Origin of the sequence: Citrobacter sp. Cpo074 (genome assembly GCF_030332745.1) — a bacterium.
Lineage (GTDB): Bacteria > Pseudomonadota > Gammaproteobacteria > Enterobacterales > Enterobacteriaceae > Citrobacter > Citrobacter portucalensis.
The window spans coordinates 1-15,514 of record NZ_JAOWHG010000030.1 but is presented as its reverse complement, the minus strand read 5'-3'; the positions used below and the strand labels follow the sequence as shown (position 1 = coordinate 15,514).

The 15,514-nt window shown below is 52.6% G+C and carries 17 protein-coding genes; 15 read left to right on the top strand and 2 right to left on the bottom strand.

Translation table 11 applies throughout. The features are described 5' to 3' along the window. The first annotated feature begins 21 nt into the window (after positions 1–21). Positions 22–882 (top strand): ribose-phosphate diphosphokinase, encoded by an 861-nt coding sequence (gene prs, locus OGX83_RS12930; protein ID WP_286588201.1) that lies wholly within the window; start codon positions 22–24, stop codon positions 880–882. Positions 883–896: 14 nt separating this feature from the next. Continuing rightward, on the top strand, positions 897–2,387 hold the full coding sequence (locus tag OGX83_RS12925; RefSeq protein ID WP_286588199.1) for a nicotinate phosphoribosyltransferase: 1,491 nt from the start codon (positions 897–899) through the stop codon (positions 2,385–2,387). 52 nt (positions 2,388–2,439) lie between these two features. On the opposite strand, the gene OGX83_RS12920 is transcribed toward OGX83_RS12925, so the two are convergent. Continuing rightward, positions 2,440–4,341 (bottom strand): ABC transporter ATP-binding protein, encoded by a 1,902-nt coding sequence (locus tag OGX83_RS12920; RefSeq protein ID WP_003827754.1) that lies wholly within the window; start codon positions 4,339–4,341, stop codon positions 2,440–2,442. 132 nt (positions 4,342–4,473) lie between these two features. Here OGX83_RS12920 and kefG point away from each other — a divergent pair, with 132 nt between their 5' ends. The 4 genes from kefG (at position 4,474) to slyD (ending at position 7,746) form a co-directional block, all read left to right on the top strand. Further along, positions 4,474–5,025: a glutathione-regulated potassium-efflux system ancillary protein KefG gene (kefG, locus tag OGX83_RS12915; RefSeq protein WP_286588244.1), complete on the top strand. Its 552-nt coding sequence runs from the start codon at positions 4,474–4,476 to the stop codon at positions 5,023–5,025. Continuing rightward, positions 5,025–6,830, top strand: a complete 1,806-nt coding sequence (gene kefB, locus OGX83_RS12910) for a glutathione-regulated potassium-efflux system protein KefB (protein WP_003827759.1) — start codon at positions 5,025–5,027, stop codon at positions 6,828–6,830. Before kefG ends, kefB begins: the two co-directional genes overlap by 1 nt. A 9-nt stretch (positions 6,831–6,839) precedes the next feature. Beyond that, a complete protein-coding gene (locus OGX83_RS12905) occupies positions 6,840–7,040 on the top strand; it encodes a YheV family putative zinc ribbon protein (protein ID WP_003023632.1) in 201 nt (66 codons plus the stop codon). A gap of 94 nt (positions 7,041–7,134) precedes the next feature. After that, complete coding sequence (gene slyD / locus OGX83_RS12900; protein WP_008786294.1) at positions 7,135–7,746, top strand: peptidylprolyl isomerase; 612 nt, start codon at positions 7,135–7,137, stop codon at positions 7,744–7,746. Between the two features lie 113 nt (positions 7,747–7,859). Here slyD and OGX83_RS12895 read toward each other — a convergent pair whose 3' ends face one another. Continuing rightward, positions 7,860–8,078, bottom strand: a complete 219-nt coding sequence (locus OGX83_RS12895; protein WP_003023639.1) for a protein SlyX — start codon at positions 8,076–8,078, stop codon at positions 7,860–7,862. 232 nt (positions 8,079–8,310) lie between these two features. Here OGX83_RS12895 and fkpA point away from each other — a divergent pair, with 232 nt between their 5' ends. The 9 genes from fkpA to tuf form a co-directional block, all read left to right on the top strand. Next, positions 8,311–9,129, top strand: a complete 819-nt coding sequence (gene fkpA, locus OGX83_RS12890; protein WP_003827768.1) for an FKBP-type peptidyl-prolyl cis-trans isomerase — start codon at positions 8,311–8,313, stop codon at positions 9,127–9,129. 167 nt (positions 9,130–9,296) lie between these two features. After that, positions 9,297–10,019, top strand: coding sequence for a helix-turn-helix transcriptional regulator (locus OGX83_RS12885; RefSeq protein ID WP_003023643.1), 723 nt, complete (start codon positions 9,297–9,299; stop codon positions 10,017–10,019). Continuing rightward, positions 10,019–10,405 (top strand): sulfurtransferase complex subunit TusD, encoded by a 387-nt coding sequence (gene tusD / locus OGX83_RS12880; RefSeq protein ID WP_008786293.1) that lies wholly within the window; start codon positions 10,019–10,021, stop codon positions 10,403–10,405. The genes OGX83_RS12885 and tusD overlap by 1 nt, the downstream gene beginning before the upstream one ends. Then, complete coding sequence (gene tusC / locus OGX83_RS12875) at positions 10,405–10,764, top strand: sulfurtransferase complex subunit TusC (protein WP_003827771.1); 360 nt, start codon at positions 10,405–10,407, stop codon at positions 10,762–10,764. The genes tusD and tusC overlap by 1 nt, the downstream gene beginning before the upstream one ends. Before the next feature lie 7 nt (positions 10,765–10,771). Beyond that, on the top strand, positions 10,772–11,059 hold the full coding sequence (tusB, locus tag OGX83_RS12870; protein WP_008786292.1) for a sulfurtransferase complex subunit TusB: 288 nt from the start codon (positions 10,772–10,774) through the stop codon (positions 11,057–11,059). 125 nt (positions 11,060–11,184) lie between these two features. Then, complete coding sequence (rpsL, locus tag OGX83_RS12865) at positions 11,185–11,559, top strand: 30S ribosomal protein S12 (RefSeq protein ID WP_003023654.1); 375 nt, start codon at positions 11,185–11,187, stop codon at positions 11,557–11,559. 95 nt (positions 11,560–11,654) lie between these two features. After that, positions 11,655–12,125: a 30S ribosomal protein S7 gene (gene rpsG, locus OGX83_RS12860; protein WP_003023657.1), complete on the top strand. Its 471-nt coding sequence runs from the start codon at positions 11,655–11,657 to the stop codon at positions 12,123–12,125. Positions 12,126–12,221: 96 nt separating this feature from the next. Then, entirely contained in the window at positions 12,222–14,336 is a 2,115-nt protein-coding gene (fusA, locus tag OGX83_RS12855; protein WP_003023659.1) for an elongation factor G, read from the top strand. 69 nt (positions 14,337–14,405) lie between these two features. Then, the coding region (gene tuf / locus OGX83_RS12850) for an elongation factor Tu (protein ID WP_286588197.1) at positions 14,406–15,514 on the top strand (1,109 nt) is incomplete at its 3' end.

The following is a 15,514-nucleotide window of genomic DNA, read 5'->3' as shown; positions in this document are numbered from 1 at the left end:
CATAATTGAGGGGTGAGCGCGATGAACATAAAATTGACACTAACTTTGGACGACCAGACCTATGCCGTTGCCAGCGGTGTTTTTCCTGATGGTGCTGTCTGGTTAAAAGTCACCGATGCGTTGCCAACCTTTGCTCGCCTGATGCGCATCCGTGCCACGGCTATGCGCGATATGAACGATTTTATGCTGCTGGCGCAACTGGTTGAGGCGGTACGTCATCAGACCGATGTACTGATCAGCCATCTCGACCTCCCCTGGCTGCCGTGGGCGCGTCAGGACAGACATATGGTATCGGGTGACAGCTTTGCGCTGAAAGTCTTCGCCAGTCAGCTCAATACGTTGAAATTTGACAAGGTCAACGTGCTCGACCCGCACAGCGATGCGGCGGCGGCGGCAATCGACAACTTTGTGGCGATCCCCCAGGAGGTCTGCCTGATGCAAAGCGCGTCATTATCGCGGCTGTTTCAGCAACACGCGCTGATGCTGGTTGCTCCCGATGCGGGATCGCTGAAGAAGATTGATGCTGTAGCCAGAGTAGCCGGTGTGGAGCAGTACGCCATCCTGAGCAAAAAACGTGATGTGGCAAGCGGCAGCCTGACGGGATTTGCGTTATTGGCCGGAGACGTCAGGGGTAGGGATCTACTGATTGTTGACGATCTGTGTGACGCAGGCGGTACGTTTATAGGCTCTGCACAAGTATTACGTGATGCTGGCGCCCGCAGTGTCAGCCTGTATGTCACCCACGGTATCTTTTCTAAGGGCGTTGATCACCTGTTTGCAAACGGTATTGACGTTATCTACACCACCACCTCTTTAGCTGCCCCAGCGTTGGTACATCCGCAGCTTGAGCTTATCGATATTGACGCGATTTACCGCGCCTGAGGGAGAGACTGATTATGAAAATGAACCCGATTCTGGCTATCGACGGCTACAAAGTTTCTCATCGCGTACAGTATCCGCAGGGTACCCATCGCGTGTATTCCAACTTTACCCCGCGCAGCGATCGCTTTTTCTCCTCGCCGTTGGCGGATGGCAAACTGGTATTCTTCGGCCTGCAGGGTTTTATGCAGTGGTTTTTAGTCGACCTGTTTAATGAGGCGTTCTTTGCCCGTCCGGAAGACGAGGTGGTCAGCGAATACAAACAGGTCATGGACAGCTATCTGGGCAAAGATGCGGTGGCGGTGGACCATATTCGTGCACTGCATCAGTTGGGCTATCTGCCGCTGCACATCAAGGCGCTGGATGAAGGCAGCAAAGTCCCGATGGCGGTACCGGTTTTAACTATCATCAACACCCAACCCGAGTTTTTCTGGCTGGTGAATTATCTGGAGACCGTGCTGTCGGCGGAGCTGTGGAAGGCGTCAACAAATGCCTCGATAGCCCACCACTACCGCAAAATCTGCGCTCGCTGGGCAGAGAAAACCTGTAGCGACCTGACGCACCTTGACTTCCAGTGCCATGACTTTTCATTTCGCGGTATGTCCGGATTACAGGACACCATGCAGGCGGGCAGTGGGCATTTGTTGAGCTTTAAAGGGACCGACAGTATTCCATCTCTGCTGTACGCCCGCGATTACTACACCGACGGCGAGCCCTATTTTATCGGCGCCAGCATTCCGGCTACCGAACACAGCGTGATGTGTATGGGTGAGCGCGAGCATGAGATTGAAACCTTCCGCCGCCTGATTGCCGATCTCTACCCGCAAGGATTTGTATCGATAGTCTCTGATACCTGGGACTACTGGCAGGTGCTGACGGAATATACCCACGAACTGAAGAACATCATTCTGGCGCGTGAAGGTCGGGTGGTATTTCGTCCGGATAGCGGCAACCCGGTTGAGATCCTGTGTGGTACTGGTGCAGATGAGGATACCCGCAGCGATCGTACCGCTCAGGAGAAAGGGTCCGTGGAAGTGCTGTGGGAGATTTTTGGCGGCACGATTAACGCCAAAGGTTACAAGGTGCTCGACCCGCATGTCGGACTGATTTATGGCGACTCCATCACCCTTGAGCGAGCGAATGAGATCCTGCGTCGTCTGGAAGCGAAAGGATTTGCCAGTTCAAACGTCGTGTTTGGCGTTGGTTCTTTTACTTATCAATACAACACACGTGACACCTTTGGTTTTGCGATGAAAGCGACGTGGGGAGAAGTCGACGGCAAAGGCCGGACGATTTTTAAAGAACCGAAAACTGATAATGGTCTGAAACGTTCAGCCCGTGGTCTGCTTCGCGTCACACGTGATGAGCAAGGGGAACTGCGTCTGCATGACGAACAGACCTGGGAGCAAGAGCAGGAAGGGGAGCTGAAAACTCGTTTTCTCAACGGCAAGCTGTTTAACCGCGAGCATTTCGAAGAAATCCGCCAGCGTCTGGCGACACAGGGATAATTCAACAAAAATGCCGGATGAGACGTGTTGGCGTCGGATCCGGCAATGATGACTACTCGGCCAGCATCTGCTCAAGCTGTTCCTGAGCCTCCAGCCAGGCCATTTCACACTCTTCCAGCCCGGATTTCGCACTGGCCTGCTGCTGCAAACAGGCGGTAAGTTCGGCTTTGCGACTTTGGTCGTACAGTTCGCTGTCGCCGAGTTTTTCTTCCGCCTGCGCCAGCTGTGCGTGCAGTTTCTCCATCTCTTTTTCCAGACGGGTAATCTCTTTACGCAGCGGCTGCGTCAGGGAGCGCAGTTCCGCTTCGCGGCGCTTCTGGTCTTTACGCGCCTGGGCGCTGTTAACGCTCTCTTTCGCCGGTTCGTCGCCCTGGTTTTCCTGTTTCTGGACATCGCTCAGCCACTGCTGATAATCCTCCAGATCGCCATCAAACGGCTCGACTTTCTTGTCGTGTACCAGATAGAGGTCGTCGGTGGTGGAGCGGATCAGGTGACGGTCGTGCGAGACGACAACCAGCGCGCCTTCAAAATCGATCAGCGCCTCGGTCAGCGCCTGACGCATATCCAGGTCCAGGTGGTTGGTTGGTTCATCGAGCAGCAGCAGGTTAGGGCGCTGCCAGACGATCAACGCCAGTACCAGACGCGCTTTTTCGCCACCGGAGAAGCGGCGTGTCTCTTCGCTGACTTTATCGCCCTGGAAGCCGAATCCACCCAGGTAGTCACGCAGTTTCTGCTCCAGTTCCTGCGGCGCCATGCGTGCCAGATGCTGAATGGGTGATTCATCGGCGCGTAAAAACTCCAGCTGGTGCTGCGCGAAGTAGCCCAGTTTGATGCCTTTCGCCAGGCCAATCTCACCGCTGATTGGGGCCAGTTCGCCGGCCAGCAGCTTAATCAGTGTCGATTTACCCGCGCCGTTGCGACCGAGCAGGCCGATGCGGGAACCCGGCACCAGATTCAGTTTGATCGAATCGAGAATGACGCGATCGCCGTAGCCAGCGCTAACCTTTTCCATCTTCAGCAGCGGGTTTGGCAGGCTTTCCGGCTCACGGAAGCTGAAGTGGAACGGGTTGTCCACGTGCGCTGGGGCAATCAGCTCCATGCGTTCCAGCATTTTGATACGGCTCTGCGCCTGTTTTGCTTTCGTTGCTTTAGCGCGGAAACGATCGATATAGCTTTGCAGATGCGCCACGCGCTCCTGCTGGCTTTCGTACATTGCCTGTTGCTGTGCGAGGCGGGTCGCACGCTGGATTTCAAACGCACTGTAGTTGCCGGTGTACTCGAACATGGTTTGCTGTTCGATATGAATAATTTTATCCACCACCGGATCGAGGAAGTCGCGATCGTGGGAGATCAAAATCAGCGTGCCCTGATAGCTTTTCAGCCATCTTTCCAGCCAGATCACCGCGTCGAGATCGAGGTGGTTGGTGGGTTCATCGAGCAGCAGTAGGTCTGAACGGCAAATCAGCGCCTGGGCCAGGTTGAGACGCATACGCCAGCCACCGGAGAAGTCGCTGACTGGGCGCTCAAGCTGTTCGTTGGAGAAGCCGAGGCCATGCAGCAGGCTGGCGGCGCGTGAGCGCACGGTCCATGCGTCGATGGCATCCAGCTTGCCATGGACGGTGGCAATGGCATGTCCATCGTTACGTTCGTTGGCGTCGTTCAACTGCGCTTCCAGTTGACGATACTCGCGGTCGCCGTCAATGACATACTCCAGCGCGGGCTGTGGCAACGCAGGCGTTTCCTGATTCACCCACGCGAGCTGCCAGTTTCCCGGATAGGTAAATCCTCCAGCGTCGGCGCTGAGTTCATTTTTCAGCAATGCCAGCAGGGTAGATTTACCGCAGCCATTTTTACCCACCAGGCCAACCTTCTGCCCTGGATTAATGGTGGCCGTGGCATTGTCCAGCAAGACGCGCACGCCGCGACGAATTTGTAACGATGAGAAAACAATCATAAGGCGCCGTATGTTCAGACTATGTTAATTTATCATTATGATAATGTAATGTGCGGGCCGTTTGCCGCACCGAGGCGCAATGGTAGCCCAAAACGTCGAAAATAGACAAAAGACAAAACCGGGAGGGGGATGATGTTCCAGCCAGCGAAAGTCTTGCTGCTGTATGCCCATCCGGAATCTCAGGACTCGGTCGCGAACCGTGTTCTGCTTAAACCGGCCATGCAGCTCAGCAATGTTACCGTGCACGACCTTTACGCGCACTATCCTGATTTTTTTATCGATATTCCGCATGAACAGGCGCTGCTGCGTGAGCATGATGTGATTGTTTTTCAGCACCCACTCTATACCTATAGCTGTCCGGCGCTGTTAAAGGAATGGCTTGACCGCGTACTGAGCCGCGGATTTGCCAGCGGTCCCGGAGGGAATCAACTGGCGGGAAAGTACTGGCGTAGCGTTATCACTACCGGAGAACCGGAAAGTGCCTACCGCTATGACGCGCTAAACCGTTATCCAATGAGCGATGTGCTGCGTCCTTTCGAGCTAACGGCCGGTATGTGCCGCATGCACTGGCTGAGCCCAATTATCGTTTACTGGGCCAGACGGCAAACGAAGCAGGAGCTGGACAGCCATGCGAAAGCGTATGGTGACTGGCTGGCGAATCCGATCCCTGTGGGAGGCCGCTGATGGAAGGTTCTGATTTATTGACAGCGGGAGTGTTGTTCCTCTTCGCGGCAGTGGCTGCAGTTCCCCTGGCCTCAAAGCTGGGTATTGGTCCGGTGCTGGGTTACTTGCTAGCGGGTATTGCTATCGGCCCGTGGGGATTAGGATTTATCAGCGATGTGGATGAAATCCTGCACTTTTCTGAGCTGGGCGTAGTCTTTCTGATGTTCATCATTGGGCTGGAACTTAATCCCGCCAAACTGTGGCAACTGCGGCGTTCAATTTTTGGCGTCGGTGCCGCGCAGGTGATGCTGAGCGCGGTGGTGCTGGCCGGATTATTGATGCTCACTGCGTTCTCCTGGCAGGCGGCAGTGGTTGGCGGCATTGGTCTGGCGATGTCATCGACCGCTATGGCGCTACAGTTAATGCGCGAAAAAGGCATGAACCGCAGTGAATCCGGACAACTGGGTTTTTCGGTGCTGCTGTTTCAGGATCTGGCGGTGATCCCCGCGCTGGCACTGGTTCCGCTGCTAGCGGGTTCTGCTGACGAACATTTTGACTGGATCAAAGTGGGAATGAAGGTGCTGGCCTTTGCCGGCATGCTGATTGGCGGTCGCTATTTGCTGCGTCCGGTTTTCCGCTTTATTGCGGATTCTGGCGTGCGGGAAGTGTTCACCGCTGCCACGCTGCTGTTGGTGCTGGGTTCTGCTTTATTTATGGATGCGCTGGGGCTGTCAATGGCGCTGGGAACGTTTATCGCGGGCGTGCTGCTGGCGGAAAGCGAATACCGACATGAGCTGGAAACGGCAATCGATCCGTTTAAAGGCCTGTTGCTCGGGCTGTTTTTTATCTCCGTTGGCATGTCGCTCAACCTCGGTGTGCTCTACACCCATATTCTGTGGGTGGCAGCGAGCGTGATCGTGCTGGTGGTCGTAAAAATGCTGGTGCTGTATGTGCTGGCACGTCTTAACGGCATGAGAAGCTCTGAACGGATGCAATTTGCCGGGGTTTTAAGTCAGGGTGGTGAATTCGCTTTCGTGCTGTTTTCAACGGCATCCTCGCAACGGCTGTTTCAGGGCGACCAAATGGCGTTGTTGCTGGTGACCGTCACGCTGTCGATGATGACCACGCCGCTGGTGATGAAGTTGATTGATAAATGGCTCTCTCGCCAGTTTAACGGCACGGATGAGGAAGACGAAAAACCCTGGGTGGAAGATGATAAACCGCAGGTGATTGTGGTGGGGTTTGGGCGTTTTGGTCAGGTTATTGGTCGCCTGTTGATGGCCAATAAAATGCGCATTACCGTTTTGGAGCGGGATATCAGCGCGGTGAATCTGATGCGTAAATATGGCTATAAGGTTTATTACGGTGATGCCACGCAGGTGGAACTGTTGCGCTCCGCAGGGGCAGAGGCGGCGCAATCTATTGTTATTACCTGTAATGAGCCTGAAGACACCATGAAACTGGTGGAACTGTGCCAACAGTATTTTCCGCATTTGCATATTCTTGCGCGAGCGCGCGGACGTGTAGAGGCGCATGAGTTATTACAGGCTGGTGTGACGCAGTTTTCCCGCGAAACGTTCTCCAGTGCGCTGGAGTTGGGGCGTAAGACGCTGGTTACACTGGGAATGCATCCGCACCAGGCTCAGCGCGCTCAGCTTCATTTTCGGCGGCTGGATATGCGCATGCTGCGGGAGCTGATCCCCATGCATACAGATACGGTACAAATCTCTCGAGCCAGGGAAGCCCGGCGCGAGCTGGAGGAAATTTTCCAACGAGAGATGCAGCAAGAGCGACGTCAGCTGGATGGCTGGGATGAATTTGAGTAGAGGATAACCATGGCAATTCGTAAACGTTTTATCGCAGGTGCAAAATGTCCGTCCTGCCAGTCGCAGGATACGCTGGCGATGTGGCGCGAAAATAATATCGATATTGTTGAGTGTGTTAAGTGCGGTCATCAGATGCGGGAAGCAGATAAAGAGGCGCGCGAGCACGTTCGCAAAGAAGAGCAAGTGATCGGGATTTTTCATCCGGACTAGCGATATGGCGCAGCTTTTTTTAAGCTAGAGGGTACACGGGTGCAGAATTCCGCTACAATCTGCGCCACTATTCTTTCCATGCTCAGGAGATATCATGAAAGTAGCAAAGGACCTGGTGGTCAGCCTGGCCTATCAGGTACGTACAGAAGACGGTGTGTTGGTTGATGAGTCTCCGGTGAGTGCACCGCTGGACTACCTGCATGGTCACGGTTCCCTGATTTCTGGCCTGGAAACAGCGCTGGACGGTCATGAAGTTGGCGACAAATTCGATGTTGCTGTTGGCGCAAACGACGCATACGGTCAGTACGACGAAAACCTGGTGCAGCGCGTTCCTAAAGACGTCTTCATGGGCGTTGACGAACTGCAGGTTGGCATGCGTTTCCTGGCTGAAACTGACCAGGGTCCAGTACCGGTAGAAATTACCGAAGTGGAAGACGACCACGTTGTGGTTGACGGTAACCACATGCTGGCTGGCCAGAATCTGAAATTCAACGTAGAAGTTGTTGCTATCCGCGAAGCGACCGAAGAAGAACTGGCTCACGGCCACGTTCACGGTGCGCACGGTCACGACCACGATCATGACCACGGTCATGACGGTTGCTGCGGTGGTCACGGCCACGGTCACGACCATGGTCACGAGCACGGCGGCGAAGGCTGCTGCGGCGGTGGCGGTAAAGGTAACGGCGGCGGCTGCGGTTGCCACTGATCGGTATGATTGCCTGATGGCGCTACGCTTATCAGGCCTACCGTAGGCCGGATAAGACGTTTACGTCGTCATCCGGCACAAAAAAGCGGGGATATCCCCGCTTTTTTTACGTCTCAATAATGTGGCGGTGGGGTCTCTTCAGACTGCGATGCAATGTGGGACGGCTGCGTTGCTTTGAGCTTTTCCGTCAGCAGACGCAGATGGTCGCGCAGTTTGGCCATTTCCAGTTCATGCGCGGTCACCGTCACGTTGAGCTCTTCAATGGTGATCTCCTGAAATGCCAGGCGACTTTCCAGTTCAGCCAGGCGAGTTTCCATTGTTGTATCCTGCATGATTCACCTCTTTCTTTTTTCTCCGGCAGATCGCGGACTGCGGCGAATTCTACTTAACTTTGCTTGTTTGCACAGCACTCAATCTTCGGTAACGAAACTAATTTAAACAAAAAGAGTCTGAAAAGTGGTGATAATAGGGCGTGCCTGTATGTTGATTTGTTCTGCAACGCTTTATAGTACATTTTTATGTTAGCTAACCCTGGGGTGAGATGCCCCGGCCCTGGAGATATGGATGAAATCACTGTTTAAAGTAACGCTGCTGGCGACCACAATGGCTGTTGCTCTGCATGCCCCGATCACCTTCGCTGCTGATGCTGCGAAACCAGCCGCTACTGCTGACAGCAAAGCAGCATTCAAGAATGACGACCAAAAAGCCGCTTACGCGCTGGGCGCGTCCCTGGGTCGTTATATGGAAAACTCTCTGAAAGAGCAGGAAAAACTGGGCATCAAACTGGATAAAGATCAGCTGATCGCTGGTGTTCAGGATGCGTTTGCAGACAAGAGCAAACTGTCTGACCAGGAAATCGAACAAACTCTGCAGGCGTTTGAAGCGCGCGTGAAGAGCTCCGCTCAGGCGAAAATGGAAAAAGACGCGGCTGACAACGAAGCCAAAGGTAAAGTTTACCGCGAGAAATTTGCTAAAGAGAAAGGCGTTAAAACCTCTTCTACTGGCCTGGTCTACAAAGTAGAGAAAGAAGGTACTGGCGCTGCACCGAAAGACAGCGATACCGTGGTAGTTAACTACAAAGGTACGCTGATCGATGGTAAAGAGTTTGATAACTCCTACACCCGTGGTGAGCCGCTGTCTTTCCGTCTTGACGGTGTCATCCCTGGCTGGACTGAAGGCCTGAAAAACATCAAGAAAGGCGGCAAAATCCAGCTGGTTATCCCACCGGATCTGGCTTACGGTAAAACGGGCGTCCCGGGTATTCCGGCCAACTCTACGCTGGTCTTTGATGTTGAACTGTTAGACATCAAACCGGCACCGAAAGCTGACGCGCAGCCAGATGCTGCACCGGCAGATAAAGCTGCCGACAGCAGCAAAAAATAAGCTAACAGAAACCGCCGCCCACAGGGCGGCGGTTTTTTATTATCGACAGGATATAATTAATACTGGAAAGCGCCTTGTGCGCTGTATTACTTTAGATGCCCCTATAATAGTGATGAGCCTGCCCTGACAACATAACGACAGGCTCCTGAAAAGGAGTGCTTTTTTTCATGTCCAGGTCGCTTTTAACCAACGAAACCAGTGAGCTAGATTTGCTGGATCAACGTCCTTTCGATCAAACCGACTTCGATATCCTCAAATCCTACGAAGCGGTAGTGGACGGGTTGGCGATGCTCATTGGTTCCCATTGTGAAATCGTATTGCACTCTTTGCAGGATTTGAAATGCTCGGCCATCCGCATTGCTAACGGTGAACACACGGGCCGTAAAATTGGCTCACCGATTACTGACCTTGCGTTGCGTATGCTGCATGATATGACGGGTGCGGATAGCAGCGTGTCGAAGTGTTACTTCACACGTGCGAAAAGCGGTGTCTTGATGAAGTCGGTGACGATTGCCATTCGCAACCGTGAGCATCGCGTGATTGGTCTGCTGTGCATCAACATGAACCTTGATGTTCCTTTCTCGCAGATAATGAATACCTTTATCCCACCGGAAACCCCGGAAGTGGGCTCTGCCGTCAACTTCGCTTCTTCGGTGGAAGATCTGGTTACCCAGACGCTGGAATTCACGATCGAAGAAGTGAATGCCGATCGCAATGTTTCCAACAACGCGAAGAACCGCCAGATCGTCCTGAATTTATATGAGAAAGGCATCTTCGATATTAAAGATGCCATCAATCAGGTCGCCGATCGGCTGAACATCTCCAAACATACGGTCTACCTCTATATTCGTCAGTTCAAAAGCGGCGATTTCCAGGGGCAAGACAAGTAATGCGTTTTGCCATCATGGTGACAGGGCCTGCTTATGGCACGCAGCAGGCGAGCAGCGCGTTGCAATTTGCTCATGCGCTTCTCGAAGAAGGGCATGAGTTATGCAGCGTCTTTTTCTATCGAGAAGGTGTATATAACGCCAACTTACTGACTTCACCCGCCAGTGATGAATATGATCTGGTGCGGGCCTGGCAACAGCTGAACCAACAGCATGGTGTAACGCTGAATATCTGCGTGGCGGCGGCGTTGCGTCGCGGCGTTGTTGATGAAACTGAGGCAAAGCGTCTGGGACTGGCAGGGGCTAATTTACAATCAGGTTTTAACCTCAGCGGGCTTGGATCGCTGGCTGAGGCATCCCTGACCTGCGATCGCGTGGTGCAGTTCTGATGAAACGTGTTGCTTTTGTCTTTTCTACCGTGCCGCATGGCAGCGCATCTGGCCGTGAAGGATTAGATGCATTGCTAGCGACATCTGCATTAACGGAAGACCTCGGCGTGTTTTTTATCGGCGATGGCGTCTTTCAAATCCTCCAGGGACAACAACCGGATGCCGTGCTGGCGCGAGACTATATCGCAACCTTCAAGCTGTTAGGGTTGTACGATATCGATCAATGTTGGCTGTGCGCCGCTTCATTACGCGAGCGGGGCCTTCAGCAGGGGGTTAATTTTGTGGTCGATGCGACAGCGCTTGAACCGGAAGATTTACGCCGTGAGTTAGGCAACTTTGACGTCATTTTAAGGTTTTGAGACTCTCATGCTGCACACACTACATCGCTCCGCGTGGCTTACCGATTTCTCCTCTCTTCTTCGCCTGGTAGATAAAGACGATGAGCTTTTATTGCTCCAGGATGGTGTGACGGCGGCAATCGAAGGCAGCCGTTTCCTTGAAAGTCTGCAAAATGCCTCCATTAAGGTCTATGTACTGGAAGAAGACATTAAGGCTCGCGGTTTGAGTGGTCAAATTTCAGACAGTGTCGTCAGGGTTAGCTATACTGACTTCGTCAGACTTACGGTGAAGCATCCCAGCCAGATGTCCTGGTAATTGTGGGATCGTTGTATATTTCTTGACACCTTTTCGACACCGACCTAAAATTCTGCGTCCTCATATTGTATGAGGTCGTTTTATTACGTGTTTACGAAGCAAAAGCTAAAACCAGGAGCTATTTAATGGCAACAGTTAACCAGCTGGTACGCAAACCACGTGCACGCAAAGTTGCAAAAAGCAACGTGCCTGCGCTGGAAGCATGCCCGCAGAAACGTGGCGTATGTACTCGTGTATATACTACCACTCCTAAAAAACCGAACTCCGCACTGCGTAAAGTTTGCCGTGTTCGTCTGACTAACGGTTTTGAAGTGACTTCCTACATCGGTGGTGAAGGTCACAACCTGCAGGAGCACTCCGTGATCCTGATCCGTGGCGGTCGTGTAAAAGACCTCCCGGGTGTTCGTTACCACACCGTTCGTGGTGCGCTTGACTGCTCCGGCGTTAAAGACCGTAAGCAATCACGCTCCAAGTATGGCGTGAAACGTCCTAAGGCTTAATGGTTCTCCGTTAAGTAAGGCCAAACGTTTTATATTAATGTCAAACTAAACTCTTAGAGTTTTGGACAATCCTGAATTAACAACGGAGTATTTCCATGCCACGTCGTCGCGTCATTGGTCAGCGTAAAATTCTGCCGGATCCGAAGTTCGGATCAGAACTGCTGGCTAAATTTGTAAATATCCTGATGGTAGATGGTAAAAAATCTACTGCCGAAACTATCGTATACAGCGCGCTGGAGACCCTGGCTCAGCGTTCTGGTAAAAACGAACTGGAAGCTTTCGAAGTAGCTCTCGAAAACGTGCGCCCGACTGTCGAAGTTAAGTCTCGCCGCGTTGGTGGTTCTACTTATCAGGTACCAGTTGAAGTCCGTCCGGTCCGTCGTAATGCTCTGGCAATGCGTTGGATCGTTGAAGCTGCTCGTAAACGCGGTGATAAATCCATGGCTCTGCGCCTGGCGAACGAACTTTCTGATGCTGCAGAAAACAAAGGTACTGCAGTTAAGAAACGTGAAGACGTTCACCGTATGGCAGAAGCCAACAAGGCGTTCGCACACTACCGTTGGTAATCCCTTCGGAGTTTTAGTCACCAGGCGGGCGCTTCTAGTAAGCAGCCCGCTTTGGGCTACTTAAATTGAACGCCTAAAAGATAAACGAGGAATCAAATGGCTCGTACAACACCCATCGCGCGCTACCGTAACATCGGTATCAGTGCGCACATCGACGCCGGTAAAACCACTACTACCGAACGTATTCTGTTCTACACCGGTGTAAACCATAAAATCGGTGAAGTTCATGACGGCGCAGCCACCATGGACTGGATGGAGCAGGAGCAGGAACGTGGTATTACTATCACCTCCGCAGCGACTACTGCATTCTGGTCTGGTATGGCTAAGCAGTATGAACCGCATCGCGTAAACATCATCGACACCCCGGGGCACGTTGACTTCACTATCGAAGTAGAACGTTCCATGCGTGTGCTTGATGGTGCAGTAATGGTTTACTGCGCAGTTGGTGGTGTTCAGCCTCAGTCTGAAACCGTATGGCGTCAGGCAAACAAATATAAAGTTCCGCGCATTGCGTTCGTTAACAAAATGGACCGTATGGGTGCGAACTTCCTGAAAGTTGTTGGTCAGATCAAAACCCGTCTGGGCGCGAACCCTGTTCCGCTGCAGCTGGCAATTGGCGCTGAAGAAGCGTTCACCGGTGTTGTTGACCTGGTGAAAATGAAAGCCATCAACTGGAACGAAGAAGATGCAGGCGTAACCTTCACTTATGAAGATATCCCGGCTGACATGCAGGAACTGGCTGAAGAATGGCACCAGAACCTGATCGAGTCCGCTGCAGAAGCTTCAGAAGAGCTGATGGAGAAATACCTGGGTGGTGAAGAACTGACTGAAGAAGAGATCAAAAAAGCTCTGCGTCAGCGCGTTCTGAACAACGAAATCATCCTGGTAACCTGTGGTTCTGCGTTCAAGAACAAAGGTGTTCAGGCGATGCTGGATGCGGTAATTGATTACCTGCCATCCCCAGTAGACGTACCTGCGATCAACGGTATTCTGGACGACGGTAAAGATACTCCTGCTGAGCGTCATGCTAGCGATGACGAGCCGTTTGCTGCTCTGGCATTCAAAATCGCTACTGACCCGTTCGTGGGTAACCTGACCTTCTTCCGCGTGTACTCTGGTGTGGTTAACTCCGGTGACACCATCCTGAACTCCGTGAAAACTGCACGTGAACGTTTCGGCCGTATCGTACAGATGCACGCTAACAAACGTGAAGAGATCAAAGAAGTTCGCGCGGGCGATATCGCTGCTGCAATCGGTCTGAAAGACGTGACCACTGGTGACACTCTGTGTGACCCGGATCACCCGATCATTCTGGAACGTATGGAATTCCCTGAGCCGGTAATTTCCATCGCGGTAGAACCGAAAACCAAAGCTGACCAGGAAAAAATGGGTCTGGCTCTGGGCCGTCTGGCTAAAGAAGACCCGTCATTCCGCGTATGGACTGACGAAGAATCTAACCAGACCATTATCGCTGGTATGGGTGAGCTGCACCTCGACATCATCGTTGACCGTATGAAGCGTGAATTCAACGTTGAAGCGAACGTAGGTAAACCTCAGGTTGCTTACCGCGAAGCGATTCGCGCGAAAGTTACCGATATCGAAGGTAAACACGCTAAGCAGTCTGGTGGTCGCGGTCAGTACGGTCATGTTGTTATCGACATGTACCCGCTGGAGCCGGGTTCAAACCCGAAAGGCTACGAGTTCATCAACGACATCAAAGGTGGTGTAATTCCTGGCGAATACATCCCGGCCGTTGATAAAGGCATCCAGGAACAGCTGAAATCTGGCCCGCTGGCTGGTTACCCGGTTGTTGATCTGGGCGTGCGTCTGCACTTCGGTTCTTACCATGACGTTGACTCCTCTGAGCTGGCGTTTAAACTGGCCGCTTCTATCGCCTTCAAAGATGGCTTTAAGAAAGCGAAACCAGTTCTGCTTGAGCCTATCATGAAGGTTGAAGTAGAGACTCCGGAAGAGAACACCGGTGACGTAATCGGTGACTTGAGCCGCCGTCGTGGTATGCTTCGTGGTCAGGAATCCAACGTCACTGGCGTTGTTATCCATGCTGAAGTTCCGCTGTCTGAAATGTTCGGATATGCAACCCAGCTGCGTTCTCTGACCAAAGGCCGTGCTTCTTACTCCATGGAGTTCCTGAAGTACGACGATGCGCCGAACAACGTTGCTCAGGCCGTTATTGAAGCCCGTGGTAAATAATCCACAGGATTAAAACCTAAGTCCCGTGCTCTCTCCATAGGGGAGAGCACTATAGTAAGGAATATAGCCGTGTCTAAAGAAAAATTTGAACGTACAAAACCGCACGTTAACGTCGGCACCATCGGCCACGTTGACCACGGTAAAACTACCCTGACCGCTGCAATCACTACCGTACTGGCTAAAACCTACGGCGGTGCTGCTCGTGCATTCGACCAGATCGATAACGCGCCGGAAGAAAAAGCTCGTGGTATCACCATCAACACTTCTCACGTTGAATATGACACCCCGACTCGCCACTACGCACACGTAGACTGCCCGGGCCACGCCGACTATGTTAAAAACATGATCACCGGTGCTGCGCAGATGGACGGCGCGATCCTGGTTGTTGCTGCGACTGACGGCCCGATGCCGCAGACTCGTGAGCACATCCTGCTGGGTCGTCAGGTAGGCGTTCCGTACATCATCGTGTTCCTGAACAAATGCGACATGGTTGATGACGAAGAGCTGCTGGAACTGGTAGAAATGGAAGTTCGTGAACTTCTGTCTCAGTACGATTTCCCGGGCGACGACACTCCGATCGTTCGTGGTTCTGCTCTGAAAGCGCTGGAAGGCGAAGCAGAGTGGGAAGCGAAAATCATCGAACTGGCTGGCTTCCTGGATTCTTACATCCCAGAACCAGAGCGTGCGATTGACAAGCCGTTCCTGCTGCCTATCGAAGACGTATTCTCCATCTCCGGTCGTGGTACCGTTGTTACCGGTCGTGTAGAGCGCGGTATCATCAAAGTTGGTGAAGAAGTTGAAATCGTTGGTATCAAAGAGACTGCTAAGTCTACCTGTACTGGCGTTGAAATGTTCCGCAAACTGCTGGACGAAGGCCGTGCTGGTGAGAACGTTGGTGTTCTGCTGCGTGGTATCAAACGTGAAGAAATCGAACGTGGTCAGGTACTGGCTAAGCCGGGCTCTATCAAGCCGCACACCAAGTTCGAATCTGAAGTGTACATTCTGTCCAAAGACGAAGGCGGCCGTCATACTCCGTTCTTCAAAGGCTACCGTCCGCAGTTCTACTTCCGTACTACTGACGTGACTGGTACCATCGAACTGCCGGAAGGCGTAGAGATGGTAATGCCGGGCGACAACATCAAAATGGTTGTTACCCTGATCCACCCAATCGCGATGGA

Bases quoted from the DNA above. Each gene is read 5' to 3' on its own strand.
- OGX83_RS12905 (WP_003023632.1), top strand. From the start codon at position 6,840: ATGGCAATTCGTAAACGTTTTATCGCAGGTGCAAAATGTCCGTCCTGC.
- prs (WP_286588201.1), top strand. From the start codon at position 22: ATGAACATAAAATTGACACTAACTTTGGACGACCAGACCTATGCCGTT.
- OGX83_RS12920 (WP_003827754.1), bottom strand. From the start codon at position 4,341: ATGATTGTTTTCTCATCGTTACAAATTCGTCGCGGCGTGCGCGTCTTG.
- slyD (WP_008786294.1), top strand. From the start codon at position 7,135: ATGAAAGTAGCAAAGGACCTGGTGGTCAGCCTGGCCTATCAGGTACGT.
- kefG (WP_286588244.1), top strand. From the start codon at position 4,474: ATGTTCCAGCCAGCGAAAGTCTTGCTGCTGTATGCCCATCCGGAATCT.
- rpsL (WP_003023654.1), top strand. From the start codon at position 11,185: ATGGCAACAGTTAACCAGCTGGTACGCAAACCACGTGCACGCAAAGTT.
- OGX83_RS12885 (WP_003023643.1), top strand. From the start codon at position 9,297: ATGTCCAGGTCGCTTTTAACCAACGAAACCAGTGAGCTAGATTTGCTG.
- tusB (WP_008786292.1), top strand. From the start codon at position 10,772: ATGCTGCACACACTACATCGCTCCGCGTGGCTTACCGATTTCTCCTCT.
- fkpA (WP_003827768.1), top strand. From the start codon at position 8,311: ATGAAATCACTGTTTAAAGTAACGCTGCTGGCGACCACAATGGCTGTT.
- fusA (WP_003023659.1), top strand. From the start codon at position 12,222: ATGGCTCGTACAACACCCATCGCGCGCTACCGTAACATCGGTATCAGT.
- OGX83_RS12895 (WP_003023639.1), bottom strand. From the start codon at position 8,078: ATGCAGGATACAACAATGGAAACTCGCCTGGCTGAACTGGAAAGTCGC.
- rpsG (WP_003023657.1), top strand. From the start codon at position 11,655: ATGCCACGTCGTCGCGTCATTGGTCAGCGTAAAATTCTGCCGGATCCG.
- OGX83_RS12925 (WP_286588199.1), top strand. From the start codon at position 897: ATGAAAATGAACCCGATTCTGGCTATCGACGGCTACAAAGTTTCTCAT.
- tusD (WP_008786293.1), top strand. From the start codon at position 10,019: ATGCGTTTTGCCATCATGGTGACAGGGCCTGCTTATGGCACGCAGCAG.
- tusC (WP_003827771.1), top strand. From the start codon at position 10,405: ATGAAACGTGTTGCTTTTGTCTTTTCTACCGTGCCGCATGGCAGCGCA.
- kefB (WP_003827759.1), top strand. From the start codon at position 5,025: ATGGAAGGTTCTGATTTATTGACAGCGGGAGTGTTGTTCCTCTTCGCG.